This is a genomic window from Pseudonocardia autotrophica, assembly GCF_003945385.1.
Lineage (GTDB): Bacteria > Actinomycetota > Actinomycetes > Mycobacteriales > Pseudonocardiaceae > Pseudonocardia > Pseudonocardia autotrophica.
Map to the genome: position 1 here is coordinate 204,961 of NZ_AP018920.1, position 22,409 is coordinate 227,369.

Here is a 22,409-nt window from a genome sequence, read left to right on the forward strand (position 1 = left end):
GGCGTTTACCCTGGACACGTGGACGGTCGGCGGCTTCCCGACGAGCGGCGCGAGATCAGGATCTCCGACGCCGACCGTGAGCGCGCCGCCGAACGGCTCAACCGGGCCATGGCGGAAGGCCGTATCTCGGTCGACGAACTGGAGGAGCGGCTGCGCACCGTGTACGCGGCCCGGTTCGGGGCCGATCTGGTGCCGGTGCTCGACGATCTGCCCGGCGACCCGCTGAACCTGAGCGCCGACATCCTCGCCACCCCGGTCGGTCCGCCGACGGTGCTGCGCGGCGGGCTCGGCGCACTGAAGCGGCGCGGGCAGTGGAACGTGCCGGCCCGGTTGCGGGTGCAGAGCTCGTTCGGCCCGGTCCTGCTGGACTTCTGCGAGGCCGAGCTTCCCTCGCCCGTCGTCGAGGTGGAGCTGGAGCTCGGCGCGGGCTCGGCCCGGCTGCTGGTGCCCGACGACGCCACCGCCGACGTCGACGGCCTGGAGTCGTCGTTCGGCTCGGTCCGTTCGAAGATCGCGGCGCGACCGGTGCACGGCCGTCCGCACTTCCGGATCTACGGCCGGACGTCCGCCGGCTCGGTGACGGTCCGGACCCGCTACACGTTCGCCGGCCGACACTTCTGACACGAGGGCCCCGGCGCGGCCCCGACCCCCCTCGGAGCCGCGCCGGGGAGTCGGTCAGCGGAAGCGGCGCCCCTCGTCGCGGCGGTAGGCCCAGCCGGCGACCAGCGCCGCCAGGACCGTCCAGCCGACGAAGGCGAGCACCGTCAGAAGTCCGGGTGCGGGCCCGCCGAGGCTGAGGATCAGCAGGTCACGGGCACCGCGGGTGGGGAGCAGCGAGGACACGATCTGCATCCAGTCCGGGAACAGCTCCGGTGGCAGCAGCAGCCCGCCGCCGAATGCCATCGGGAAGAACACCAGCTGCACCACCGGCAGCGCGGCCTTCGTCGGCAGCGAGTAGCCGATCGCCAGCCCGCCGAGCAGGAACGGCAACCCGCCGAGTGCCAGCATCGCGATGCCGCCGAGCACCCGGTCCGCCGGCACGGTCGCCGCGGTGAACACCGCACCGACCACGAGCACCGGCAGCACCGACAGCAGCGCGAAGAACGCGCCGCACACCAGCCGGGCCACGATCCGGGCCGCGGCGGGCGCCGGGAGCGTCCGGAGGTAGGGGTCCCACGGCTTCTCCCGGTCGTCGGCGACTCCCACGCCGAAGGTGAACAGGAACCCGGTCAGCACCCCGAACAGCGCCAGCTGGGCGACCGCCGCGGTGGCGGCGGCGGGATCCTGCGAGTAGTCGAACGGCAGCACGAAGAACAGCAGCGTCAGGGCCGGGAACAGCGCCGACGAGAGCACCGCGATCGGGATCCGGAGCTGTTCGAGCACCAGGTATCGGATGTGCGCCACGATCAGCGACGCGGCCGGACGGGCCGGGGCCAGGGTGCTCATCGGGAACCTCCGGTCGCCGGTTCGGTGGTCGTCGACCGTCCGGTCAGGGAGAGGAAGGCGTCCTCCAGCGATGCCCGCTGCACACCGAGATCGGAGAACGCGACGCCGTCGCGGACCAGCGCCCGGACGAGCTCGTCGGCGTCCGGGGTGTGCAGGGTCCAGCGGTCCCCGTCCTGCTCGGCGTGCTCGACGCCCGGCAGCTCGGGCAGCAGGTGCGCGCGCAGCGTGACGCGGCTGCGCCGGACCGCCCCGCGCACGGTGCCGACGTCGCCGTCGGCGCGGATCCGGCCACCGGCGAGCACGACCACCCGCTCGGCGAGGTTCTCGATCTCGTCCAGGTAGTGGGTGGTGAGCAGCACGGTGCCGCCGCCGGCATGGAAGTCGCGGACGGCGTCCCACAGCGCCCGGCGTCCCTCGACGTCGAGGCCGGTGGTCGGCTCGTCGAGCAGCACCAGCCGGGGCCGCCCGCAGAAGGCCAGCGCGACGGCGAGCCGGCGCCGCTGACCGCCGGACAGCCCGCCGGTCTGCCGCCGTTCCAGACCGTCGAGGCCGAAACGTTCCAGCAGCTCGCCGGCCGGGACCGGATCGGGGAAGTGCCCGGAGACGAAGCGGACGACCTCGCCGACCCGCAGCGTCTCGGGCAGCCCGGTCTGCTGCGGCGTGGTGCCCAGCGCGACCCGGTTGGCGGCGTCCCGCGGGTCGCCGCCGAACAGCCGGACCGTGCCGGAGTCGGCCCGGCGGAGGCCGGCGACCAGGTTGACCAGGGTGGACTTGCCTGCGCCGTTCGGTCCGAGCAGGCCGGTGAGGCTGCCGGGCTCGAGCGTGAGATCGACGTCGTCGAGTGCGACGGTGCCGCCGTAGCGGCGGCTCACCCCCGCGAGTACGACCGGTGCGGTCACGATCCGACCTCCGTTCCGGGCTGTGGCGCCAGCAGGGTGCGCAGCGCCGCGGTGTAGTCCTCGAAGGCCCGGCGACCCGCCCGCGTCAGCTCGACGTAGGTGACCGGGGTGCGGCGCTGGTGGGTCTTGGTGATCGCGACGTAGCCGGCGTCCTCCAGCTTCCGCAGGTGGGTCGACAGGTTCCCGGCGGTCATCGCCAGCAGCTCCTGGAGCCGGGGGAACGTCATCCGGTCACCGTCGGACAGCGCCGCGAGGCTGGCGGTGACCCGCAGCCGCGCCTGGGCGTGGATGACCGGATCGAGCTCGGTCACCGCGCCCTCCGGGACAGCAGCCCGGCGACGATCAGCGCGCCGCCACCGCCGATCCCCATCACCAGCGAGTTCCACGGGACCGGGGTGAAGGCGGTGACGACGGCGATCACCTGCACCACGATCCCGAGGACGTAGTCGAAGGTGGATCGATGGAACGCCCCGGTCGCGGTGTACAGCACACCGACGACGAACACGAACAGGGCCGGGATCAGGTTCCCGCCGGCCGGCCCGGTGGTGGCCACCAGCGCCCCGCCGAGTGCCCCGGTCCCGATCATCGCGATGAGCCATCCGATGCCGTACATCGCGCCGAAGGTGCTGGACGGTCCGGACACCCCACGCCCGATCCGGGTCCCCATGAACGCGCTGGTCCCGATCCCGACGACGACCAGCAGTCCGGTCGTGATCCCGGCGGTACCGGCGGACCAGAGCCCCTGGTGCGCCCCGAACCAGGCGCCGCCCATCAGCGCCCAGGCCACACCCCACAGCAGGAAGTAGGGGCCGACGTCCGGCTCCTGCCGGGCCTGCTCCTGCTCGATGATCGCGAGCGCGTCGGCCGGTGAGGCCGGCGGGTCGTCGTCGGGCCCGGTGATCGGTGGGTCCTGCATCGTCTCCCCCTGGGCGGATCGCACCAACTGATTTGCGAACACAGCTACTTTGTAGCGCAAAGTCATTGGTGGTGTCCATCCCGATCGGCCCGGCGACCGCATCCGCGCAGGTGGAGGGCCGTCGAACGGCGGCATCCCGTGGGTCGCCGACGGGCGGGCGTTGCGCGCCGCTACCCTCGATGTGTGACCGCCACCGAGCCCTCGCGGGCCGAGAGCCCGGCGCCCGACGCGGTGCCCGCGCCGCGCCGCGGACTGGTCAGCCAGCTCGGGAGCTTCATCGTCGTCGGCGTGCTCGCCGCGGCGGTCGACTTCGGGATCTACCACCTTCTGCTGAACCTGGGCCTGTGGGTTCCGGTGTCGAAGGGGATCAGCTTCATCCTCGGCACCACGACGGCCTATCTACTCAACAAGCGGTTCACCTTCACCGGGGCCAACACCGGTGGCAAGGGTCGCTTCGCCGGCTTCGTCGCCCTCTACGGCACGACCTTCGCCGTGAACGTCGGGATGAACTCGCTCGTGCTGTACCTGCTGCCGCCGCTGGACCACGACACGTCGCTGGCCTGGCTGGTCGCCCAGGGCACCGCCACGGCGATCAACTTCGTGATGCTCCGCTACGTGATCTTCAAGGACTGACCGCACCCCTTCGTCCCGGTTCGCACCGGTCGCAGCGGGTGCGAACCGGGGCGACGGGGTGCGAACTCACCGCGCCAGTCGTCGTCGCAGGCCCGCGACCATGCCGTCGGGCCCTGGGGAGCCGATCTCCGACCACACCCCGCGGCCGTCCACCCCGCGGCCCGGATCCGGTCCTCCCGGCGCTTCTCCCGCCACAGGATCTCGCCCACATCCATCCCCGGGAGCAGCGCGCGGCCGTACTTCACCCGGCCGTCGAACTCGCCGAGCAGGCCGTGATCCGGCCATGCGAAGTCGACCCGGTAGCGGGTGCCCGGAACCGGCCACTGGGTGACGGGTGCGGGCAAGCCCGCCAGATGCATCCGGAAGCGGCTACGGGACTCTCCGGGGCTCTCGCTCAGCGGATCCGCGAGGCCGAGCACCCTGCGTGCGGCGGGGGCACCGCGTGCGCTCGGCAGCCGCGCCACGATCGCCCCGATCTCGCCGGGCGTGACCGCGCCCGGATCGGGAACGGCGGTACGGGCACGGACGACCGCCTTGTGCAGCGCCCCGTCCACCGCGACGAGCGCCTGCTCCGGGGGCACCGAGCGGGCGAGGTCGACGACGGTCCGCGCGGGCGTCGTCACCCGTACGCCGCCGAGATCCAGCACGTCCCCGATGGGCAGCCGGGCGCAGTGCACGTGCATGCCCCGGCGCACCCGGCCACCGGACGATCGGTCCCGGATCACGTGCAGCCGGTCCAGCGGCAGCCCCCACAACGGTAACCCGAGCAACGCAGCGGCCGTGGTACGAGCGAACACGGTGCCCGCCGACAGCTCGGGTGCGGCGGCGCGTGCCCGCAGCGCGTGGTCCGCCTCCGGGGACGACGGCGATGACCGTTCGCCGGCCAGTCGATAGACCCCGCGCCGCACGAGGATCAGCACTCCGGAGCGCAGCAGCCGATCGATCTCACCGGCGTCGAAGCCGGCGGCACGCAGCTCCGTACGGCGGAGCAGCCCGTCGGCGTCGGGGTTCAGGAGCGAGGAGGTGTCCACACCACCGACCGTGCACCCCACCAGCGGCGCCCACAGCCACCGTCCGTCGACCTGTGGACAACCGGCCGGGCTGTGGACAGATAGGGGTTCGCACCCCTACGCCTCGGTTCACACCCTCCGCAGCAGGTGCGAACCGATGCGACGGGGTGCGGTCGGTGGCAGATCAGGGAGCGCGGTGGAAGCGCTCGGCACGCCCCTGCTTCAGCAGTCGCAGCCACTCCCGGAACCCGCGCGGATCCCGCTTGGTGACCAGGAAGTACCAGGCGAACCGCGGCAGCTCCAGCAACCCGATCCGCCGCATCCCGGGCTGGCTCATCAGGTAGCCACGGTTGCGGTAGGTGTAGTAGCGCTTCACCGCGTCGCCCGGATCCTGCGCGTGCAACCGGCCGCCGAGCATCGGCTTGAACTCGTCCGAGCCGTAGGGGTGCAGGTAGGTGGCGTGCAGGGCGGTCCCGAACGGCAGCCCGGAGCGCACCATCCGGCGGTGCATCTCCACCTCGTCGCCGCGGACGAACAGCCGCAGGTCCGGCACCCCGATCACCTCGAGCGTCGAGGCCCGGAACAGCGCCCCGTTGAAGAACGAGGCGATGCCGGGGAGCAGATCGTCGTCGCCGAGCGCGGAACGGTTGCGATGCCAGGTCACGCCGCGCCGCAGCGGGAACGCCAGCCGGTCCGGCCGGGCCTTGTCGGCGACCACCGGGGAGACCGCCGCCAGCCCGTGCCGCTGCGCGACGTCGACCAGCGTGGCGAGGGTGCCGGCGTCGGCGGCGTGGCCGTCGTCGTCGGCGAGGAAGACCCAGTCCGCGCCCATCGCGAGTGCGTGCAGCATGCCCAGCGCGAACCCGCCCGCACCGCCCAGGTTGGTCCACGACGGCAGCCAGGTGGTCGGCAGCGGGCACGCCTCGACGGCGTCGCGGGCCGGCTGGTCGGGCCCGTTGTCGACGACGATCAGGTGCGCCAGCGGGTGCGTCTGCTTCGCCATCGCGTTCAGCGAGTCGACCAGCATCTCCGCACGGTGCCGGGTGACGATCACGCCGACGACCGAGCCGGGCGCGAGCCGTGAGCTCACGAGGGGGTCCGGCCCTTGTAGGAGTCCAGCACGTCCTGCAGCGGGCCGTACTCCTTGATCGTCCCGTGCTCCATCCACAGCGCGGTGTCGCAGAGGTCGGCCAGGAACTCGTCGGAGTGCGAGGCGAACACCAGGATCCCGGACCGGTCGACGAGCTCGTGCAGCCGGCCGCGGGCCTTGTCGAGGAACTCGGCGTCGACGGCGCCGATGCCCTCGTCGAGCAGCAGGATGTCCGGATCGATCGAGGTGACGACGCCGAGCGCGAGCCGCACCCGCATACCCGTCGAGTACGCCCGCAGCGGCATCTCGAGGTAGTCGCCGAGCTCGGTGAACTCGGCGATGTCGTCGATCCGCTCCTCCATCTGCTTGCGTGTCATGCCCAGGAACAGACCGCGGATGAGGATGTTGTCGTAGCCGGAGATCTCCGGGTCCATGCCGACGGCCAGGTCGAAGACCGGCGCGACCTTGCCGCGCACCGCCGACCGGCCCCGGGTCGGCTCGTAGATCCCCGCCATCAGGCGCAGCAGGGTGGACTTCCCGGCGCCGTTGTGCCCGACCAGGGCGACCCGGTCGCCCTTGGAGAGGGTCAGGTTGATGTCCCGGAGGGCCTCGATGATCGGGACCTTCGACGCGGTGCCGATCCGGCCGCCGGCGCGGCCGAGCACGGCCTTCTTCAGTGACCGGGTCTTCGCGTCGAAGATCGGGAAGTCGACGGCGGCGCTGTCGATGCGGATGGACGGTTCCGGCACGGTGTTCACACCCAGTACGCGACGCGGGAACGGTAGTTGCGCAGGCAGACCAGTGCTGCGGTCCAGCCGACGATCGTGATGACGCCGGTGACCAGCCAGTACCGGCCGACGATCTCCTGACCGAGCAGCGGCTGGCGGACGATCTCCACGAAGTGGAACACCGGGTTGAACTCGACCAGGCTGGCCCGCTCACGGGCCGCCTCGTTGTCCCGCAGGATGTCGACCGACCACACGATCGGGGTCAGGTAGAAGACCAGCTGGGTCACGCTGGCGATGATCGGCGGGATGTCCCGGAACCGGGTCGCGAGGATCCCGGCGAGGATCGCCACCCAGGCGCCGTTGATCGCGAGCAGCGCGAACGCCGGGATCGCGAGCAGCGACGAGAATCCCAGCGGGTGCGGGAAGATGATCATCAGCACCAACCAGACCACCAGGTTGTGCAGGAAGAACAGCGTCTGTCGCCACACCAGGCGGTAGATGTGCAGGCTCAGTGGCGCCGGCAGGAACTTGATCAGGCCTTCGTTGGAGATGAAGACCTCGCTGCCCTCGATGATGCAGCCGGACACGAAGTTCCAGATCAGCAGCCCGACGGCGACGTGCGGCAGGAACGTCGCGATCGGGATCTCGAACAGCGCCGAGTAGAGGATGCCCAGCCCGAGCGCGATGACGCCCATGCTGATCGAGATCCAGAGCGGGCCCAGCACCGAGCGGCGGTAGCGCTGCTTGATGTCCTGCCAGCCGAGGTACCCCCACAGCGGGCGCTGACGCCAGCCTGCGGCGAGATCCGCGAACGCCCGGCGCCAGCTGCGCGGGCTCGACACCTCGGACGGGTCGATGAGATCGCCCGGCTCGTTGTCGGTCACGGTCACGGCCACCCGACGAGGGTACTCAGAGGCCTGCGCGGTGCCCGGCCGGGGAGCCCCCCGCCGGGCACCGCGAAGCGCAGCTCAGAGGTACTGACCGGTGCCCCGACCCAGACCCTCGGGAACGCCGGCCTGCTCGGGCCCGCCGCCGGCGCCCGGCGGCAGTCCGCGGCGCATCTGCTCCAGCTGGGCGCGGGCGGCCATCTGCTGGGCGAACAGCGCCGTCTGGATGCCGTGGAACAGCCCCTCCAGCCACCCGACCAGCTGCGCCTGGGCGATCCGCAGCTCGCTCTCCGACGGCGTCTCGTCGGCGGTGAACGGCAGGCTGAGCCGCTGCAGCTCCTCGCGGAGCTCCGGGGCGAGCCCGTCCTCGAGCTCCTTCACGGAGTTCTCGTGGATCTCCTTCAGCCTGCTGCGGGACGCCTCGTCCAGCGGCGCCGCCTTCACCTCCTCCAGCAGCTGCTTGATCATGGTGCCGATCCGCATGACCTTCGCGGGCTGCTCGACCATGCTCGCCGGACTCTGCTGCTCGACCTCGTCGTCGCCGGAGGGGATCGTCGCCATGCCCACCGGGCGGCCGTCGGCGCCGACCACCACGACCCGCTCGCCGGGGGTCTCCTGCTCGTCGCTCATGTTCCCCATTCTGGCCCTCTCGGTGCACACCCCGCAGCGGGGATCAGGCGTCCGGGTTCAGCAGCAGCAGCTTGCCGACGACGCCGCCATCGGCCAGCCTGCGGTGCGCATCGGCGGCGTCGGCCATCGAGAACCGCTCGTGGACGACCGGGCGGACGCTCCCGGACCCGAACAGCGGCCACACCTGCTCCCGGACCTGCTCGACGATCTCGGCCTTGGAGTTCGGGCCGGTCACCGGGCGTCCGCGCAGGCCCATCGCGGAGATGTGGCCGCGCTTGGCCAGCAGCGCACCGATGTTCAGCTCGGCCTTCACGCCGCCCTGCATCCCGATGATCATGAGACGGCCGTCGCGGGCCAGCGCGGACAGGTTGTTCGCCAGGCCCTTGGCCCCCATGTTGTCCAGGATGACGTCGGCGCCGCGCCCGTCGGTCGCCTTCTTCAGCTCCTCGGCGACGTCGTCGTGGTAGTCGATGGCGATGTCCGCGCCCAGGTCACGGCAGAACTGCAGCCGGTCGGGAGTGCCCGCGGTCGCCGCGACGCGGGCGCCGAACGCCTTCGCCACCTGGATCGCGTGCGTCCCGATGCCGGACGAACCGCCCTGGATCAGGAACGTCTCGCCGGCGGCGAGCCGGCCCTCCATGAACACGTTCGACCGGACGGTGCAGGCCACCTCGGGCAACCCGCCGGCGTCCTCGATCGACACGCCGTCCGGGATCGGGAGCAGCTGTACCGCCGGCACGACGACCTTCTGCGCGTAGCCGCCGCCGGCCAGCAGCGCGCACACCTCGTCGCCGACGTTCCAGCCGGTGACGCCGTCGCCGAGCGCGGCGATCCGGCCCGAACACTCCAGACCGAGGATGTCGGACGCACCCGGCGGGACCGGATAGTTCCCCTGCACCTGGAGCAGGTCGGCCCGGTTCACCGCGGACGCGACGACGTCGAGCAGCACCTCGCCGGGCCCCGGCTCGGGATCCGAGACCTCCGCCCAGGTCATCTGTTCGGGGCCGCCGTACTCCGCCAAGGTGATCGCCTTCATGGGGACGACGGTATTCCGTCGCACCACGGGGGGCGATCCGGCAAGGTCACGCGTCGTGGACCGGCTTCCCGCACCGATCGACCCGGTGCCCGACCCGTGGCCGCTGCACGGGCTGGTGCTGCGGACCCCACGACTCGAACTGCGTCCGGACGACGACGGATCGCTGCGTGAGCTGGTCACGATGCTGCACGCGACGGGCGTCCATCCGGCGTCGGCGATGCCGTTCTCCGTGCCGTGGACCGACGCCGATCCCCGCTACCTCGGACGTGGGGTCGTGCAGTACTTCTGGTCCGAGCGGGCCCGGACCGGGCCGGAGTCCTGGGCGCTGCACCTGGTGGTGCGCAGCGAGGGCCGGGTGATCGGGTTGCAGAGCCTGACCGCCGACCGGTTCGGTCTGCTGCGCGGCGTGGAGACCGGCTCCTACCTGGGCCTGAGCTACCAGGGGACGGGGTACGGCACCGAGATGCGGGCCGCCGTGCTGGCGTTCGCGTTCGACCACCTCGGGGCGACGACCGCCCGCTCGGACTACGTCGAGGGCAACGACGCCTCGGCCGCGGTGTCGCGCCGCCTCGGCTACCGCGCCGACGGGACGTCGCTGAACTCGGCCCGCGAGGTGCGGACGGTGCAGCACCGGGTGCTGCTCACGCCGGAGGAGTTCGTCCGGCCCGGGTGGGAGCTGGGCGTGCGGGGCTACACCGACGAGCTGGCCGGGTTCCTCGGAGCACAGCCGCCGCGCGGGGGGTGAGCGCGGCCGGCTCACCCTCGCTCGGCGCTATCCGAGGTCGCGGGCGGAGAACGTGTCGCAGGACCGGGGGTCGCCGCTGTCCAGGCCGGTCGTGAACCACCGCTCGCGCTGCTGGGAGCTCCCGTGCGAGAACTGGGACTCGTCGACCCGGCCGGAGCCGAGGTTCTCCTGGATGAAGTCGTCGCCGATCCGGGACGCGGTGTCCAGCGCGGCGTCGATGTCGGCCTGGGTCAGCTCGGTGATCAACGGGCGCCCGGACTCGCCGGGGACGGTCGTCGCGTGGTGCGTCCAGACCCCCGCGTAGCAGTCGGCCTGCAGCTCGACCCGGACCTGACCGGACTCCGGCCCGGTCTCCCGGCCGGCGCGCTGCAGATCGCCGGTCAGGTTCTGGATGTGGTGGCCGTACTCGTGGGCCATCACGTAGGCCTGCGAGAACGGGCCACCCTGGGCGCCGAAGCGGGTCTCCAGGTCCCGGAAGAACGTCAGGTCGATGTAGATCTCCGAGTCCGCCGGGCAGTAGAACGGCCCGCTGTCCGACGACGCCGCCCCGCAGCCGCCGGTGCTGACGCCGCCGGAGAAGAAGTTCGTCCGCGGCCGCTCGAACCCGGAGCTGAACCGGGTCGCCCAGAAGTCGTCCAGCGAGTTCACGACGGCGACCATCCGGCAGTCCGTCGAGTCGTTCGCGGACGCCCCGGTCGCGCAGTTCTGCTGCAACGACGAGTTGTCCGCGGTCTGGCCCGACCCGACCTGGTCCAGGCTCGGGTAACCGCCGCCGGCGGCCATCCCGCCCAGGTCGACGCCCGCGAAGTTCGACAGCAACAGGTAGATGATCACGCCGACGATGCCGAGCCCGCCGCCGGCGCCGGCGACCCGCCCGCCGACACCGCCGCCGGCCCGGCCACCGCCGGATCCACGCAGGTCGTCCACCCCGGACGTGTCCAGCCGAGCGTTCTCGTCGAACCGCACGTCGACCTCCCCCTGACGAGTCGGGAAGATCCCACCACACGCCGTTCAGCGGCACACGGGCGCTCGGCGCGTCGGGGTGGATCCGCGCGTCCGGGGGGACCGGTAGCCTTCCCGGCGGAAGCGTGGCAGAGCGGCCGAATGCACTCGCCTTGAAAGCGAGCGTCCGAAAGGACCGGGGGTTCGAATCCCCCCGCTTCCGCCAGCGCTGATCTGCAAGAACGCAACCGCCGCGCGTTCCCGGCTGTTGGGGAACCCGCGACGGTTGCAGTTCCGGTTGCGGTTCGCCTCCTCAGGTGGTCGTCGGCGGCCCGTCGGGCGTCTGCCAGAGCAGCCCGCCGACCCGGGACGCGACGTCCTGCCGGACAGCCGAGGTGATGTGCTGGTAGCGCGCAGCCATCGCCGTGTTCGACCAGCCCATCACGCCCATCACGCCCATGACGGCCCGCTCGGTCACGCCGAGCAGGAGCAGGACCGTCGCCGCAGTGTGCCGGGCGTCGTGCAGGCGACGTTCCGGAACCGCGGCCCGGACGAGGAGCTGCTTCCACTTCTTGGTGTCGGTCCGTGGATGCAGAACGGAACCGGTCTCGGTGGTGAACACGTAATCGGTGTCGACCCACAGATCAGCCGCCCGGCTCTTCTCGTCGTGCTGCTCGTTCGCGTGCTCGCGCAGCAACTTCACCAGCGGATCGGGCAGGCCGATTCCCCGACGGCCGGCCTCGGATTTCGTCTCTGCGGTCTCGGGTCGGAGCGCCTGTCGCTGCGGGCAGCGGCCGGCTTGCTTCCGTTCGCAGGTTCCTCCGCAGCCGTGCGCCCATTTCGGGCGCAGGCGGTTCCGCCGTACGACGATGAATCCGTCGACGAGGTCGACGTCCTGCCAGCGGAGCCCGAGAGATTCGCCCTGGCGCAGTCCGAGTGCCAGTGCCACAGCCCAGCGTGCACCGTTCGCGCTCCGCGGCTGCGGCCCGGAGGATCCGGGACACCTCGTCGACCGTGTACGGCTCGACCTCGGTGCTGCGAATGCGAGGCGCCTTTGCCAGCAGCGCTGGATTGGTCGTGGCGTGCCGACGCCGGACGGCCTCATTCAGCGCTGTTCGGACGGTCCGGTGCACCTGGTGAGCGGTGCCGGGGGCGGCTCCGTTCCGCATCATCTTCTGATATAGCCGTTCGAGGTGCTCCGGTTGCAGCTTGTCCAGCTTGTGCGCGCCGATACCGGGGATGAGGTGGACCCGAACCGCGGCCGAGTACGCGTCGTGCGCATTCGGGCTGATCGCGGGCGGCGCCACGATGGTGTCCAGCCAGTGCATCAGCCACTTCTCGACGGTCCAGTTCGTGCCGGGCTGCGCGATCGTGCACGCGTCGCGGTTCTTCTCCAACGCCCGGACCTTCTTGGTGACTGCGGCTTGGGTCTTTCCCCGGACGTGACGTCGGTCGGAACGACCATTGTCCTTCGTCCCGACGGTGACGTAGCCGTGCCACGATCCGTCGCTGCCGAGGTAGATGCTGGACCGGCCGTTGGCGTTGCGGGTGCGCTTGTCGCGTGTCATGTCCGGTCCTTTCAGGCGGCGCGGTGCTTGGCGACGAGTCGGGCGGCGAACTCGGCGATGGCGTCGGCGTGGATGCGCCGGAGCCGGCCGATGAGGACGGATTCCAGCTCGCCTGTGCGGACGTAGGCGTACGCGGTCGTCTTCCCGATGCCGAGCTGGTCCGCGGCTTCTCCGACCGTGAGCAGGACGCGATTGGGTCGGGGCGTTGCCTCCGGCTCGCGCGGCGCCGGCTGGTCGGCCATGAGGGTGGCGAGCTGCGCGAGAAGCTGCCCGATCTGCGCGGTGCGGTCATCGGTCATCGGGCACCCCCGTCGGTAGCAGTTACATCGGTTACTGCGGTTACGTGCCTGGTCAGGGGCATAACCGCTGAGCGGGGTGTAACCGCTGCGTCGGTTACGGAGATCTGCTCCGGCGGGTCGTCGGGTAGAGGCTCGACAGGGGGTGTAACCGTGGGTGCGGTTACGCGGTCGGGATCGGTTACGCCTCTGACCTGCGGTGTAACCGGCGTAACCGTGGTAACCGCACCTGCCGGGGCGGGTTCGGTGGTGGGTGGGAGGTAGCGGGCGAAGGCGTCGGAGAGTGCTCCGTCGACGTGGTAGCCCTTGGCGACGTGCCCGCCGATGCGCAGCGGGCCGGGGCGGACGCCGTAGCGGGCCAGCTCGCGGGCGAGGCGTCGGGCGTCGAGAGGGCGGCCGTCGAGGTCGGCCCAGCCGGCTTCCTCGTCGGCGCAGAGCCGGCCGATGATGTCGCTGGTCGCCATCCGCTCGGCTTCGTGGGCGGTGAACAGGGCGCGCAGGTCGGCGAGCAGCCGCGTCCCGACCGACGTGCCGGTCTCGGTGGCCTGCCCGACGAAGTGCATGGCGGCGGCGCGGGCGGTGTCGGGCCAGTGCCCGCCGGCGAGGTCGGCGATGGCGAGCAGGGGTTCCCAGACCTCGGCGGCGCGGTCGGTGACCTGTTCGGGCATGACCGGTTCGGCACCGACCAGCTCGTCCTCGCCGACCATGTCGAGCCAGGCGGCGAGCTGCTCGCGCAGCGGCGTCGCCTCGTTGTCGACCCGGCGCTCGCGGAACGCCTCGGCGCGTTCGTGCGGGGCGCGGCGGCGCATGTGCACGGTGATCGCGCGGGTGGTGATCGTGGCAGGCATCGCCCCGGCGATCCCGGCCAGCGCGACCGGGGCGAAGACCGGGAACCGCTCGACCTTCATCCGGGAGGCGTCGCCGACGCAGCGGGACACGGTGGCCGAGCGCTTGTATCCGGAGTTGAGCAGCCCGCGCAGGTCCTCGTTGTTCCCGCCGCCCTTGGGCGAGAACACGGCGTCGATCTCGTCGAACAGCAGCGTGACCGGGCCGTCGCAGAGCATCCGGAAGATGGCCGCGGTGGTGATCGAGATGGTCATCTCGGGCTTGCGGACGAGGTACTGCGCCACTTCCAGGACACGGGTCTTGCCGGAGCCGGGCTCGGCGCTGTCGAGGATGAGGCGCGGGGTCGTGTAGAAGTGCTGGACGGCGTGGGTGTGGGCGTACCAGAGCGCCAGCATCGGGGCGGTGTGCCGGTCGGGGAACACCGAGAACCGGGAGACGAACGCGGCGACCTGGTCGAGCAGCTCGGCCGGGGCGATGGCGGGCAGGTCCGGGACGGCGCGCAGGCCGGCGGGTGTGGTGCTCATGCCGACCGCCGCCCCTCGCCGTGGGAGCGAGTGCTCGACAGGGTGGGCAGCCGACGGGGCCGGCGGGCGCCGTAGCCGAGTCCGGACGCGATCGTGGCGGCGATGTCGCCGGCGGTGCAGTCGCACGGCCCGTCGACGATGTGCCCGGCCGCAGCGGTCAGGTCCGCGGCGGCCTGGCGGTGGTCGAGCACCCCGGCCCCGACGAGCTGTCCGAGGGCACGGGCGGCGGTGAACACCGCGGCGTTGTGGCCCCCACGCCCGGCCTGAGCGATGCGCTGCAGCTCGGCCCGCACCACCGCCGACACGTAGGCCCCGGCGTCGCGCGGCGTGGTGGTGGGCCGCTCAGACGGCGCTGAGTTGGCCGTGGCGGGGCGAACGGACAGGTGCCAGACCAACCACCCCGGCAGAGGGGGCGGGTCGGTGTCGTCGAGCAGTTCGTAGGAGCCGTTCGGGAGCCGGCTGCCGGGGGCGAGCACCTGTCCGCCGTGCCCGCGACTGTCGAGCATCGGTCCCAACGTGCGAGCGGTGTTGCCGAGCCGGACCCCGGGATCGGTAGGGGCGCGGAAGTACAGGTGTCGGCCGCCGGACGGTGTGGCGACGGTCCAGGTGTCGGGTAGCCCGCCCCGGCCGGCGGCGAGGCCGGCGAGCACGGCGGCGCCGTCGCGGCTCTGGTCGGGGTCGGTCGGCTTGGGGGTGTCGCAGTCGACGACCAGGAGCCGGGAGGGGCCGCAGGCGATGCCGGCGTTGTGGTCGGGGTGGGCGGTGAAGTAGTCCACGATGGTCTCCGGGTGAGTGGTGGCGCGGGACTCCCACGCCGGGATGGCGGGCTGCTTGCGGCCGGGCAGGACTGGGAAGAGGTGCCAGCCGCGGGCGGCGAGGTCGAGCCAGCCGGCGAGACGAGCACGGTCTGTGGGACTGCCGGAACGGTCACTCTGTGTCGACATTCGGGCTCCTGATTTCGGCATGGGTCTAGCGCCGCAGCACCCGCGTGGATGCTGTGTGGAGGGGATTCCGGGTGTGTTCGCCCTGGTGGCGCTAGGTTGCTAGCGGGCTGATCAGATGTGGTGTGGCGCGCTAGCGGCGGGTGCTAGGTCTAGCGGGGCTCACTGCTAGTCGCACCCGCCGCCGCGCCGTCCCGGCCTGCTACTCGGTGTCATCGTCGGTGCCGGTGCGGCGCCGCCGTTCTGCGGTCTCCCACGCGGTCGTGATGGCGTCGCGGTGGTAGCCGCGCCGGTTGCGTCCGTCGCCGGTCTGCGGGTCGGTGCCCCACACCTGCTTGGGCTCGACCCCGTACGGGCGCAGGGCGGCGGCGAGCGTCGCCGGAGTGGTGCCGGTGTAGGTGGTCGGCCACTGCTCGACCAGCCGGGCGGCGATGACGTCGGACCACAGCCGGTCCTCGCCGGGGGCGAACACCGCGGCCACGTCGCCGAGCGCGGACCGCGACGGCCCGCCGGTCTCCTCGACCGTCTCGCCGACAGCGTGGCCGGACAGGGTGCCGGCGGCCTCCCGCAGTGCGCGGGCGCGCGCGGCGATGGTCTCCGCGGCGGGTGCGTCGATGTAGGCCGAGCGCACGATCTGCGGCTCGTCGGCAGCGCCGACGAGGTAGCCGATGCCCTTGTCCTTCGCGGTGAACGTGGTCGCCCGGATGCCGTTCTTGTAGGCGCTGGTGCCGAGCACCATGTCGTTCTCGGTCTGGCCCATCACCCGCAGGCAGAACCGGGTGCCGACGTTCGCGCTGACCCCGGTGGGCAGCGACTTCGCGTCCGGGCGCTGCGTGGCGAGGATGAGGATGATCCCCATCGCCGGGCCGCGCTTGATGATGCCGGTCGCGAGCCGGTCGGCCTCGTCCTTGAAGTCGGGGTGGGAGAACAGCTCCTGGCACTCGTCGACCGCCAGGACGATCGGGTGAAGGCCCAGGTCACGGCGCCCGGAGATCTGCGGGGTGACCTTGTTCTCCGGGCACAGCTCCCGCGGCAGCTCCCGGATGCGCGTGGCCCGGGTGTTGAGCTCGGCGTACAGCTCGCGCAGCGACTCCATCGCCAGTTCCAGCGTGGCGTCGTCGGCACCGGAGGCGTACCGGTGCGCGCACCCCTCCATCGGCGACAGGTCCCCGGTGCCCTTCAACTCGAAGATCCGCAGCTGAGCTGTCGGGTCCAGAGCGCAGCCCAGCAGCAGCACCCGCAGCGCGAACGTCTTCCCCACCCGCGGCATCGCCCCGATCAGGACGTTCGAGAACATCAGCAGCAGCGACACCGACCGGCCGCGCTGGTCGGCACCGAACGGCACCGGCTTGAACAGGTCCACCTCGCCGTGCGCGGCGAGCGGCCACGGGCGCGGCTTGGCCTGGCTCATGTCCTGGTCGCCCACCCACAGCACGAGACGGCCGGCGTGGGCGTCGTACGCGGGCTCGGGCCACACGCAGCCCAGCGGGCGACGCAGGCCGGAGGCGAGCCGGTCCCGGCGCTCGACGATGTCGGTCACCGTCACCCCGAACGGCAGGTCGACGTCCGCGCGCCAGCCCGGCCCGTCACGGGTGATCGGCGCGGGAAACGTGATCCCGTTCGGCCCCTTCGCGAGCGCCTTGTTCATCTCACCCAGACCGAGCGCGCCCAGGGCTCGCACGACCATCTCCGAGGTGAGCCGCGTCGGCCCATATGTGACCACCGACCGCCCGGTGACCGGCTTGTCGGCCGGCGACCCGACCCAGCCGAGCACCAGCACCCCGGCGACCGCCAGGACGGCGAGCAGCCACGGCGGCGCGAAGGTCCACAGCGCCACCAGGGCACCGGCCCCGCCGAGCACCGCGGCGGCGAGCAGCCGGCGCCGGACCGCGATCCGCTCGGCGCGAGCGGCGGTCAGACGCAGGTACTGGTCCGGCTCACCGGAGCGGATGGCCTGCTCCCGCAAGGGTCGGGACTCGGCGTCGCCGGCCCACCGAGCGGCGCCGGCGACCGCGGTCACCGCGCCGCGCGGGGCGCGGGCCGTGAGGCGGGCGGCGTAGAGGGGCGCTCGGACGGTGTGGAACCCGGTGGAGTGCCACGCCCATCCGGCGGCCCAGCGGGCGGCGGCCGCGATGTCCTCCCGGCTGCGCAGCCACGGTTCCACGACCGGGCGGCGGGACACCTCACGGCGCCACGGCAGCGCCACGTCCGTGCCTGCGGGAGGGTCCACCGCGACGTGCTGCACGTCGGTGCTGTCGACGATCTCGCCGTCGACCACCGTCGGGCGGTCCGAGCGCTCGACAGGGTCGGCCGAACGCGGGCGGAAGTTCAGCACCCGGGCGCCGGTCCCGTCGTGAACGGTGTCGGGCGCGGGCTCGTGAACGGTCGCCTGGGTCTGCTGGTCGGGGTTCGGGGTGTGCGGGTGGTCGGTCATCACGCAGCCACCTCCTCGCCGGCCGACGGCCGGCTGTCGCGGGAACGAGCGGAGTCGATCGAGGCGGGCGCAGCGCGCAGGGCGGCGGCGACCTTGACGCTGGTGCCGGCCGAGCAGCCCGTCACCTGCCGGCACCACGCCGGCGTGACGTCGACCTGCTCACCGGCGTCCCGGGCGGTGTCGAGCGCTTCGGACGCGGCACGGACGTAGTCGGCCAGCAGCCGACGCGGCCGGGCCGCCGCCTTCCGTCGGCCACCGCCACGCGGTGCCCGGACCGGTGCCGCCGCGATTCGCGGAGCGGGCTCGGCGGCCGGCTCGTGAACGACCGGCTCGACCGGGTCGTGAACCACCGGAGTCTGCTCGGCGGTCGGCGCCGGCCCGGCGGCCACCGCGCGGTGCACCGCCTCGGTGAGCCGGTCACGCAGGACTGGGCCGGTCTCGGCGGTCGCGAACACCACCAGCGGCGGCACCGAGTGCAGCACCACCCCGGCAGCGGAGAACGGCGCGTCGCCCAGGCCCCACGAGGTCCAGGTGTTCATGACGTAGGTGGCGGCGAAAGTCAGCCACTTCGTCCGCCGTGCCCAGGTCGGCAACGCGACCTGGTAGCGGGCGGTGACCTGCTCGGCGCGCAGCACCGCGAGCAGCACCAGCGACACCATCGGGTCCAGCAGCCACGCGACCCACCACGCGGCCGACCACGCCGGGGCACCGGCGGCGGCGAAGCTCTGGACGTTGACCATCGTGAACGCCAGACCGAGGACGATCCCGGCCCACAGCAGCCCGTCCACCTGCGCACGCACCCGCTCGACCCGCAGCGCGATCACGTCCGGATCGGTCGTCAGGGCCCGCACCCGAGCCGCATCCGCGGCCTGATCGGCGAGGCGCTCCACCGCGGCGCTCACCGGACACCCCGCGACTAGACGCGGACGACGTCGTCGGGGCCGGCGAGCATCCGCGCCACGGTCACCCCGGCGATCAACGCCGGGACACCGAGCACGATGACCCACGCGACCGGGTCGGCCGAGAGCTTCACGATCGCCCACTGCACCCCGACCACCACCGCGGCGGTGGCCAGGATTCGGGCGGCGTTGTTGCCGGTACGGCCGGCGTGGTGGATCGACTTCTGCACCTTGCGCCCGGCGCGTGCGCCGGCCGCCCACGACCACATCAGGACCAGCCCGGCCAGGACGCCGAGCGCGACGGCGATCGTCTGCCCGTTCATCGCTGCTCACCCCCGGCCGGGGTGGCGGGCCGGGGCCGGTTCGGCTCTACCATCGCGGTCTCCTCACGTGCGTTCTGCTGGTGGGGGAGAGCCAGCCCGGCGGCTACATCCGCCAAGATCCCGTCGCCGGGCTGGTGCTCACTGCGGTTCCCGTTGCGGCGTGCCGGTTGCGGGCGCAGCTCGCCTCGTTCGAGCGCGGCGATGTAGGCGTCGGCCGCGCGCCCGTCGGCTCGTCGCGATGCCGCGTCGGCCTGGGTCACGTGCCGGTCGTCGACGTGGTCGCAGCGTCGGCACGTCCGCCACTCCCACCCGCAGCCCTCCCACGAGGTCGGGTCCTGCCACGGCTCGCAGGTCGAGTGCTCCCACACCGAGCCGTCGCAGGCGCACGCCCGCCACACCGGGGCGGGGCCGAAGTCGTGACCGATCAGTCGGCACAGCGCCGGGTCGGCACAGGCCGGGCACAGCAGCCGGCCGGACAGCCGGACCACCCAGCCGGCCGTGCGGGCCGCCGCCAGTCCATCGGTCGTTGTCCGAACCTGATCGGTACCGGCCAGGGCGATCGCGCAGTCGTCGCAGCCGACGGTGATCCGCAGCGCGATCACGCCGCCTCACCCCCGTAGCTCGGCGCGGTCGCGGTGACTGCGCAGCGCGGGTCATCCGGGTCATGGCCCGGCGGGTGCTGCGACGGCGCCGGCGCTCGGCCAGCTCCACCAACGCCCCGTCCACCGGCGCCGGCCGCGGGACCGGGGCCGGGCCCCACTCCTCAGCGATGACGCGGTCCCAGAACTCGTGCAGCACATCGCGCTGCTCGTCGGCCAGGGGCACGGTGCAGTCGTCCAGCTCGGCGGTGTCGTGTCGATCCGTGTGCATGACGCTCCGATCCGTCTTAATACGGTTGCTGTGGTTGCGACGGTAAGGCGCGACCGTCGCAACGTCAACCGCCGTCTTGAGACGGCGAGTAGCCTCGCCGGCATGGCTGCGCCCGACTCCGAGCCCGACGACGCCGAGCCGCGCCACGCGAGCCACCGCGTCGCCGAGCTGCTCGCCCGTGACATCGACGCCGGCACCTACGGGCCGGGGGAGCGGCTGCCCTCCTACCGGCAGATCGCGACCGACCACGACATCGCCGTGAACACCGCACAGGCGGCTGTCCGGCTCCTCGTCGCGTCCGGCCGGGCCGTCGTGCGACCCAGCAGCGGCGCGTTCGTCGCCGACGAGCCGGCCGGGGCGACCCGGACCACCGCGGCGGACCGGCTCGAACTCGCCGCGCTGCGCGACCAGGTCCGCCGGGCCAAGGCCACGCTCAACGACGTCGAACGGGCCATCGGCGAGATGCTCGACCGGGCGCCGGCGTCTGGTTCGGACTCGGGTTCGTAGTGCTCGTCTCGGTGCCATGAACCGAGAATCGAGTCTCCGGACAAATGAGTCCAAGGACCCTCTGACCTACCCCGTGACCTGCTAGGACTACCAGGCATAAGCACTGGTCGGAGCCCGTGTCCGCGGGGCCAGCGCCCGAGAGGAAGGCGGAGAATTCTCGTGCCAGACGAGCCGTGGCTGTCGTCCCCCGCGTCATCGGAGCTGGAACTGAACACCGACCTGCTCGGCGAAGTCCTGCGCGAGTACCGCCGCGCCAACAAGATCAACCAGGCCGACCTGGCCCAACTGCTGCACCTGGATCAGTCCTACGTTTCCAAGATCGAGACAGGCAAGCGCCGGGTTACCGACATCGAGATGCTGTTGCGCATCGCCCAGCAGCTCAACATCTCGCCGGCCCGTCTCGGACTGTCGGACGAGCTGCTGCGGCCCGTGGCCGAGCCGTCGGACTCGCGGTTGGTCGGCGACGTCGACCCGGTCGCGGTGAGCCAGGAGAAGTGGCGCCGGACGCGCCGTGCGCTCAACCGGTCCCGCCGGGAGCTGGCCCAGCGGGCCGCCGACCTCTACCAACCCGACGTCCGGGTCGGGGACCTGACGTTCCTGGCGCTGCCGCAGTGGACGCCGGAGCGTCCGATCCCGCTCGACGACATCCGCCTGGAGTGGAGCGACAACCCGCCCCCGGTCAGCATCACCGGCAGCGAGCCGGAGGCAGCGGCCACGTTGCCGCTGAGGGCACCGGGGAAGTCATTCCCGCGCTACACCTCAGCCGTGCGCTACCTCGACCCGCCGAAGCTGTTCGAGAACCGCACCAGCTACCGCCTCCTTGACGTCGACCTCCGCGACGACCCACGCATGACGTTCGGGCTCGCCGCCTACTTCGACAAACTCGACCTCGCCGAAGCCATCGCCCACGAGATGGCGGTCGCCGCCGAGCGCGCCGGGAAGAAGCTCGACTGGAGCGAGCTGCCGTTGCGGGCGCTCATCGGGGACCCCTTCGACCTCGAACGGCGCTACATCATCCCGGCCATCGAGACACTCACGCTCCGCCGCAACCGGGAGACCGGCGAGGCCACGTTCCTGCTGCACTGGCGCGACCCGGCCAAGGTCGCCACATCGGCCGGCATCTACGGACTCATTCCGGCAGGGGAGTTCCAGCCGTCGACCGTCGCCACCCACGACCGCGAGAACGACTTCAGCCTCTGGCGCAGCATGGTGCGCGAGTACAGCGAGGAGATCCTCGGTGACCCGGAGCGTGACGGTAGTTCCGGTGAGCCACTGGTCTACGAGGGCTGGCAGCTTTACAGGGACATGGAGCGAGCGCGGCAGGATGGGCGGGTGACGCCGTATTGCTTCGGGGTCGGGCTCGACACGCTCACCCTGACAGCGACGATCCTGACCGTCGTCGTGTTCGACGACGACGCGTTCGACGAGCTATTCGGGGAGGCCGTCTCAGTCAACTCGGAGGGCTCACTTGTCAGCTCGTCGGACGTCGTCAACGTGACTGACGGACTCCGGTTCGATGAGGCGAACGTGGGGCGTTTATTGCAAGATGAACCGGTTGCTTCGCCGGGGAGCTGTATTCTGCGGCGCGCGTTCGATGCTAGGGAGACGCTCCTTCGTTGAGGAGTGGATGGTTCATCAAGACTGTGGATCATGGTGTCGAATCTTCGGTTCGGCGTATTTGGCCCGGAACTCGGGGTCGCGGCTGACCTTCCAGGTCTTGGTGGCCTGCCAACGCACCCCGCGGCGCACAGGATCCGGTGCACGGTGTCGGTGTTGATCACGACCCGGTGCGCCGCGGTGAGATGGGCGGTCAGCTTGGTCAGGCTCCACGTGGTGAACGGCAGCCCGGCCTGTTGCGGTGGGGTCCGGGCGACCCGGCAGACAAGTTCGCGGACGTGGGTGCCGAACTTCGGTCCCTCAGCTTGTCGTCGCCGGCCCTCTCGGGCGTCTGCCACGTCCCGTGATGCCTCCGTCTACACTCTCGGGCCATGAGCACCGCATGCGTGCTGCGCGCCATGGAGTGGCTCGTCTCGCACCCTGGTACCAACGGTCACCCGACGTCTTGGGGACCGATGCTGGCAGGCGTCGCTCCGGACGCCTGAGCTCCACTCCGCCGCTCGGCAAACCTGCCTGGAGCGACCGGACACGCGTGGGCGCGGTCGTGATCTGATCCGAGCCCGTCTCCGTCGGACGACCGGCCGGTTCGACGGTCTGTTTCGCCATGCGCCCGACACCCGGG

General features: G+C 71.9%; 24 protein-coding genes, 1 tRNA gene and 1 pseudogene. 6 read left to right on the top strand and 20 right to left on the bottom strand.

Going from position 1 to position 22,409, the window contains the following annotated elements; all coding sequences use genetic code 11:
• Positions 1 to 18: 18 nt before the first annotated feature.
• Positions 19 to 621, top strand: coding sequence for a DUF1707 SHOCT-like domain-containing protein (locus Pdca_RS00935; protein WP_085911973.1), 603 nt, complete (start codon positions 19 to 21; stop codon positions 619 to 621).
• A 54-nt stretch (positions 622 to 675) separates the two neighbouring features.
• Here Pdca_RS00935 and Pdca_RS00940 read toward each other — a convergent pair whose 3' ends face one another.
• The 4 genes from Pdca_RS00940 to Pdca_RS00955 are packed head-to-tail and all read right to left on the bottom strand — an operon-like array spanning position 676 to position 3,261.
• Positions 676 to 1,446 carry an ABC transporter permease gene (locus Pdca_RS00940; RefSeq protein ID WP_085911972.1) on the bottom strand — a complete coding sequence of 257 codons (771 nt, stop codon included), beginning with the start codon at positions 1,444 to 1,446 and terminating at the stop codon, positions 676 to 678.
• Entirely contained in the window at positions 1,443 to 2,345 is a 903-nt protein-coding gene (locus Pdca_RS00945) for an ABC transporter ATP-binding protein (RefSeq protein WP_085911971.1), read from the bottom strand. Before Pdca_RS00945 ends, Pdca_RS00940 begins: the two co-directional genes overlap by 4 nt.
• Positions 2,342 to 2,656: a transcriptional regulator gene (locus tag Pdca_RS00950; protein WP_085911970.1), complete on the bottom strand. Its 315-nt coding sequence runs from the start codon at positions 2,654 to 2,656 to the stop codon at positions 2,342 to 2,344. Before Pdca_RS00950 ends, Pdca_RS00945 begins: the two co-directional genes overlap by 4 nt.
• Positions 2,653 to 3,261, bottom strand: a complete 609-nt coding sequence (locus Pdca_RS00955) for a hypothetical protein (RefSeq protein WP_125911190.1) — start codon at positions 3,259 to 3,261, stop codon at positions 2,653 to 2,655. Before Pdca_RS00955 ends, Pdca_RS00950 begins: the two co-directional genes overlap by 4 nt.
• Before the next feature lie 183 nt (positions 3,262 to 3,444).
• On the opposite strand from Pdca_RS00955, the gene Pdca_RS00960 reads away from it, so the two are divergent.
• On the top strand, positions 3,445 to 3,894 hold the full coding sequence (locus Pdca_RS00960) for a GtrA family protein (protein WP_085911968.1): 450 nt from the start codon (positions 3,445 to 3,447) through the stop codon (positions 3,892 to 3,894).
• On the opposite strand, the gene Pdca_RS00965 is transcribed toward Pdca_RS00960, so the two are convergent.
• The 6 genes from Pdca_RS00965 to Pdca_RS00990 all read right to left on the bottom strand — a co-directional run bounded on the left by Pdca_RS00965 (position 3,873) and on the right by Pdca_RS00990 (position 9,275).
• A complete protein-coding gene (locus tag Pdca_RS00965) occupies positions 3,873 to 4,925 on the bottom strand; it encodes a type IV toxin-antitoxin system AbiEi family antitoxin domain-containing protein (protein WP_125911191.1) in 1,053 nt (350 codons plus the stop codon). The genes Pdca_RS00960 and Pdca_RS00965 overlap by 22 nt on opposite strands.
• Before the next feature lie 163 nt (positions 4,926 to 5,088).
• Positions 5,089 to 5,994 carry a galactofuranosyltransferase GlfT1 gene (gene glfT1, locus Pdca_RS00970; protein ID WP_085911966.1) on the bottom strand — a complete coding sequence of 302 codons (906 nt, stop codon included), beginning with the start codon at positions 5,992 to 5,994 and terminating at the stop codon, positions 5,089 to 5,091.
• A complete protein-coding gene (gene wzt / locus Pdca_RS00975; RefSeq protein WP_085912025.1) occupies positions 5,991 to 6,743 on the bottom strand; it encodes a galactan export ABC transporter ATP-binding subunit Wzt/RfbE in 753 nt (250 codons plus the stop codon). The genes glfT1 and wzt overlap by 4 nt, the downstream gene beginning before the upstream one ends.
• Positions 6,744 to 6,748: 5 nt before the next feature.
• Positions 6,749 to 7,618, bottom strand: a complete 870-nt coding sequence (gene wzm / locus Pdca_RS00980) for a galactan export ABC transporter permease subunit Wzm/RfbD (protein ID WP_085911965.1) — start codon at positions 7,616 to 7,618, stop codon at positions 6,749 to 6,751.
• 72 nt (positions 7,619 to 7,690) lie between these two features.
• The gene (locus tag Pdca_RS00985; protein WP_085911964.1) at positions 7,691 to 8,248 is read right to left on the bottom strand and encodes a bacterial proteasome activator family protein; all 558 of its coding nucleotides are present in this window, start codon (positions 8,246 to 8,248) and stop codon (positions 7,691 to 7,693) included.
• Between the two features lie 34 nt (positions 8,249 to 8,282).
• Positions 8,283 to 9,275, bottom strand: coding sequence for an NAD(P)H-quinone oxidoreductase (locus tag Pdca_RS00990; RefSeq protein WP_085911963.1), 993 nt, complete (start codon positions 9,273 to 9,275; stop codon positions 8,283 to 8,285).
• Positions 9,276 to 9,330: 55 nt separating this feature from the next.
• On the opposite strand from Pdca_RS00990, the gene Pdca_RS00995 reads away from it, so the two are divergent.
• Positions 9,331 to 10,020: a GNAT family N-acetyltransferase gene (locus Pdca_RS00995; RefSeq protein WP_085911962.1), complete on the top strand. Its 690-nt coding sequence runs from the start codon at positions 9,331 to 9,333 to the stop codon at positions 10,018 to 10,020.
• 27 nt (positions 10,021 to 10,047) lie between these two features.
• Here Pdca_RS00995 and ypfJ read toward each other — a convergent pair whose 3' ends face one another.
• Positions 10,048 to 10,986, bottom strand: a complete 939-nt coding sequence (ypfJ, locus tag Pdca_RS01000; protein WP_085911961.1) for a KPN_02809 family neutral zinc metallopeptidase — start codon at positions 10,984 to 10,986, stop codon at positions 10,048 to 10,050.
• A 116-nt stretch (positions 10,987 to 11,102) separates the two neighbouring features.
• On the opposite strand from ypfJ, the gene Pdca_RS01005 reads away from it, so the two are divergent.
• A tRNA-Ser gene (locus tag Pdca_RS01005) sits at positions 11,103 to 11,188 on the top strand.
• A gap of 87 nt (positions 11,189 to 11,275) precedes the next feature.
• On the opposite strand, the gene Pdca_RS36600 is transcribed toward Pdca_RS01005, so the two are convergent.
• From Pdca_RS36600 to Pdca_RS01045, 9 genes and pseudogenes are all read right to left on the bottom strand, one after another.
• Positions 11,276 to 12,067, bottom strand: a complete 792-nt coding sequence (locus tag Pdca_RS36600) for a tyrosine-type recombinase/integrase (RefSeq protein ID WP_232021355.1) — start codon at positions 12,065 to 12,067, stop codon at positions 11,276 to 11,278.
• Between the two features lie 121 nt (positions 12,068 to 12,188).
• Positions 12,189 to 12,530 (bottom strand): annotated as a pseudogene (locus Pdca_RS37720) (site-specific integrase); the annotation flags it as partial.
• 11 nt (positions 12,531 to 12,541) lie between these two features.
• A complete protein-coding gene (locus Pdca_RS01015; RefSeq protein WP_085911960.1) occupies positions 12,542 to 12,829 on the bottom strand; it encodes a helix-turn-helix domain-containing protein in 288 nt (95 codons plus the stop codon).
• Positions 12,826 to 14,196, bottom strand: a complete 1,371-nt coding sequence (locus Pdca_RS01020) for a DUF3631 domain-containing protein (protein WP_085911959.1) — start codon at positions 14,194 to 14,196, stop codon at positions 12,826 to 12,828. The genes Pdca_RS01015 and Pdca_RS01020 overlap by 4 nt, the downstream gene beginning before the upstream one ends.
• A complete protein-coding gene (locus tag Pdca_RS01025) occupies positions 14,193 to 15,140 on the bottom strand; it encodes a bifunctional DNA primase/polymerase (RefSeq protein WP_085911958.1) in 948 nt (315 codons plus the stop codon). Before Pdca_RS01025 ends, Pdca_RS01020 begins: the two co-directional genes overlap by 4 nt.
• 199 nt (positions 15,141 to 15,339) lie before the next feature.
• Positions 15,340 to 17,571, bottom strand: coding sequence for an FtsK/SpoIIIE domain-containing protein (locus Pdca_RS01030; RefSeq protein WP_085911957.1), 2,232 nt, complete (start codon positions 17,569 to 17,571; stop codon positions 15,340 to 15,342).
• A complete protein-coding gene (locus Pdca_RS01035; RefSeq protein ID WP_085911956.1) occupies positions 17,571 to 18,473 on the bottom strand; it encodes a hypothetical protein in 903 nt (300 codons plus the stop codon). The genes Pdca_RS01030 and Pdca_RS01035 overlap by 1 nt, the downstream gene beginning before the upstream one ends.
• A 14-nt stretch (positions 18,474 to 18,487) precedes the next feature.
• Positions 18,488 to 18,793 (bottom strand): hypothetical protein, encoded by a 306-nt coding sequence (locus Pdca_RS01040; protein WP_085911955.1) that lies wholly within the window; start codon positions 18,791 to 18,793, stop codon positions 18,488 to 18,490.
• Positions 18,790 to 19,395 carry a hypothetical protein gene (locus tag Pdca_RS01045; protein WP_085911954.1) on the bottom strand — a complete coding sequence of 202 codons (606 nt, stop codon included), beginning with the start codon at positions 19,393 to 19,395 and terminating at the stop codon, positions 18,790 to 18,792. Before Pdca_RS01045 ends, Pdca_RS01040 begins: the two co-directional genes overlap by 4 nt.
• A gap of 370 nt (positions 19,396 to 19,765) precedes the next feature.
• Between Pdca_RS01045 and Pdca_RS01050 the strand changes: the two genes are divergently transcribed.
• On the top strand, positions 19,766 to 20,170 hold the full coding sequence (locus tag Pdca_RS01050; protein WP_075300299.1) for a GntR family transcriptional regulator: 405 nt from the start codon (positions 19,766 to 19,768) through the stop codon (positions 20,168 to 20,170).
• Between the two features lie 159 nt (positions 20,171 to 20,329).
• Positions 20,330 to 21,790 carry a helix-turn-helix domain-containing protein gene (locus tag Pdca_RS01055; RefSeq protein WP_085911953.1) on the top strand — a complete coding sequence of 487 codons (1,461 nt, stop codon included), beginning with the start codon at positions 20,330 to 20,332 and terminating at the stop codon, positions 21,788 to 21,790.
• Positions 21,791 to 22,409 lie beyond the last annotated feature (619 nt).

What these genes read in the sequence shown, in the direction of transcription:
- Pdca_RS00940 (WP_085911972.1), bottom strand. Translation starts at nt 1,446, where the DNA reads ATGAGCACCCTGGCCCCGGCCCGTCCGGCCGCGTCGCTGATCGTGGCG.
- Pdca_RS00955 (WP_125911190.1), bottom strand. Translation starts at nt 3,261, where the DNA reads ATGCAGGACCCACCGATCACCGGGCCCGACGACGACCCGCCGGCCTCA.
- Pdca_RS00985 (WP_085911964.1), bottom strand. Translation starts at nt 8,248, where the DNA reads ATGGGGAACATGAGCGACGAGCAGGAGACCCCCGGCGAGCGGGTCGTG.
- Pdca_RS00990 (WP_085911963.1), bottom strand. Translation starts at nt 9,275, where the DNA reads ATGAAGGCGATCACCTTGGCGGAGTACGGCGGCCCCGAACAGATGACC.
- Pdca_RS36600 (WP_232021355.1), bottom strand. Translation starts at nt 12,067, where the DNA reads ATGAGGCCGTCCGGCGTCGGCACGCCACGACCAATCCAGCGCTGCTGG.
- Pdca_RS01015 (WP_085911960.1), bottom strand. Translation starts at nt 12,829, where the DNA reads ATGACCGATGACCGCACCGCGCAGATCGGGCAGCTTCTCGCGCAGCTC.
- Pdca_RS01020 (WP_085911959.1), bottom strand. Translation starts at nt 14,196, where the DNA reads ATGAGCACCACACCCGCCGGCCTGCGCGCCGTCCCGGACCTGCCCGCC.
- Pdca_RS01025 (WP_085911958.1), bottom strand. Translation starts at nt 15,140, where the DNA reads ATGTCGACACAGAGTGACCGTTCCGGCAGTCCCACAGACCGTGCTCGT.
- Pdca_RS01030 (WP_085911957.1), bottom strand. Translation starts at nt 17,571, where the DNA reads ATGACCGACCACCCGCACACCCCGAACCCCGACCAGCAGACCCAGGCG.
- Pdca_RS01040 (WP_085911955.1), bottom strand. Translation starts at nt 18,793, where the DNA reads ATGAACGGGCAGACGATCGCCGTCGCGCTCGGCGTCCTGGCCGGGCTG.
- Pdca_RS01050 (WP_075300299.1), top strand. Translation starts at nt 19,766, where the DNA reads ATGGCTGCGCCCGACTCCGAGCCCGACGACGCCGAGCCGCGCCACGCG.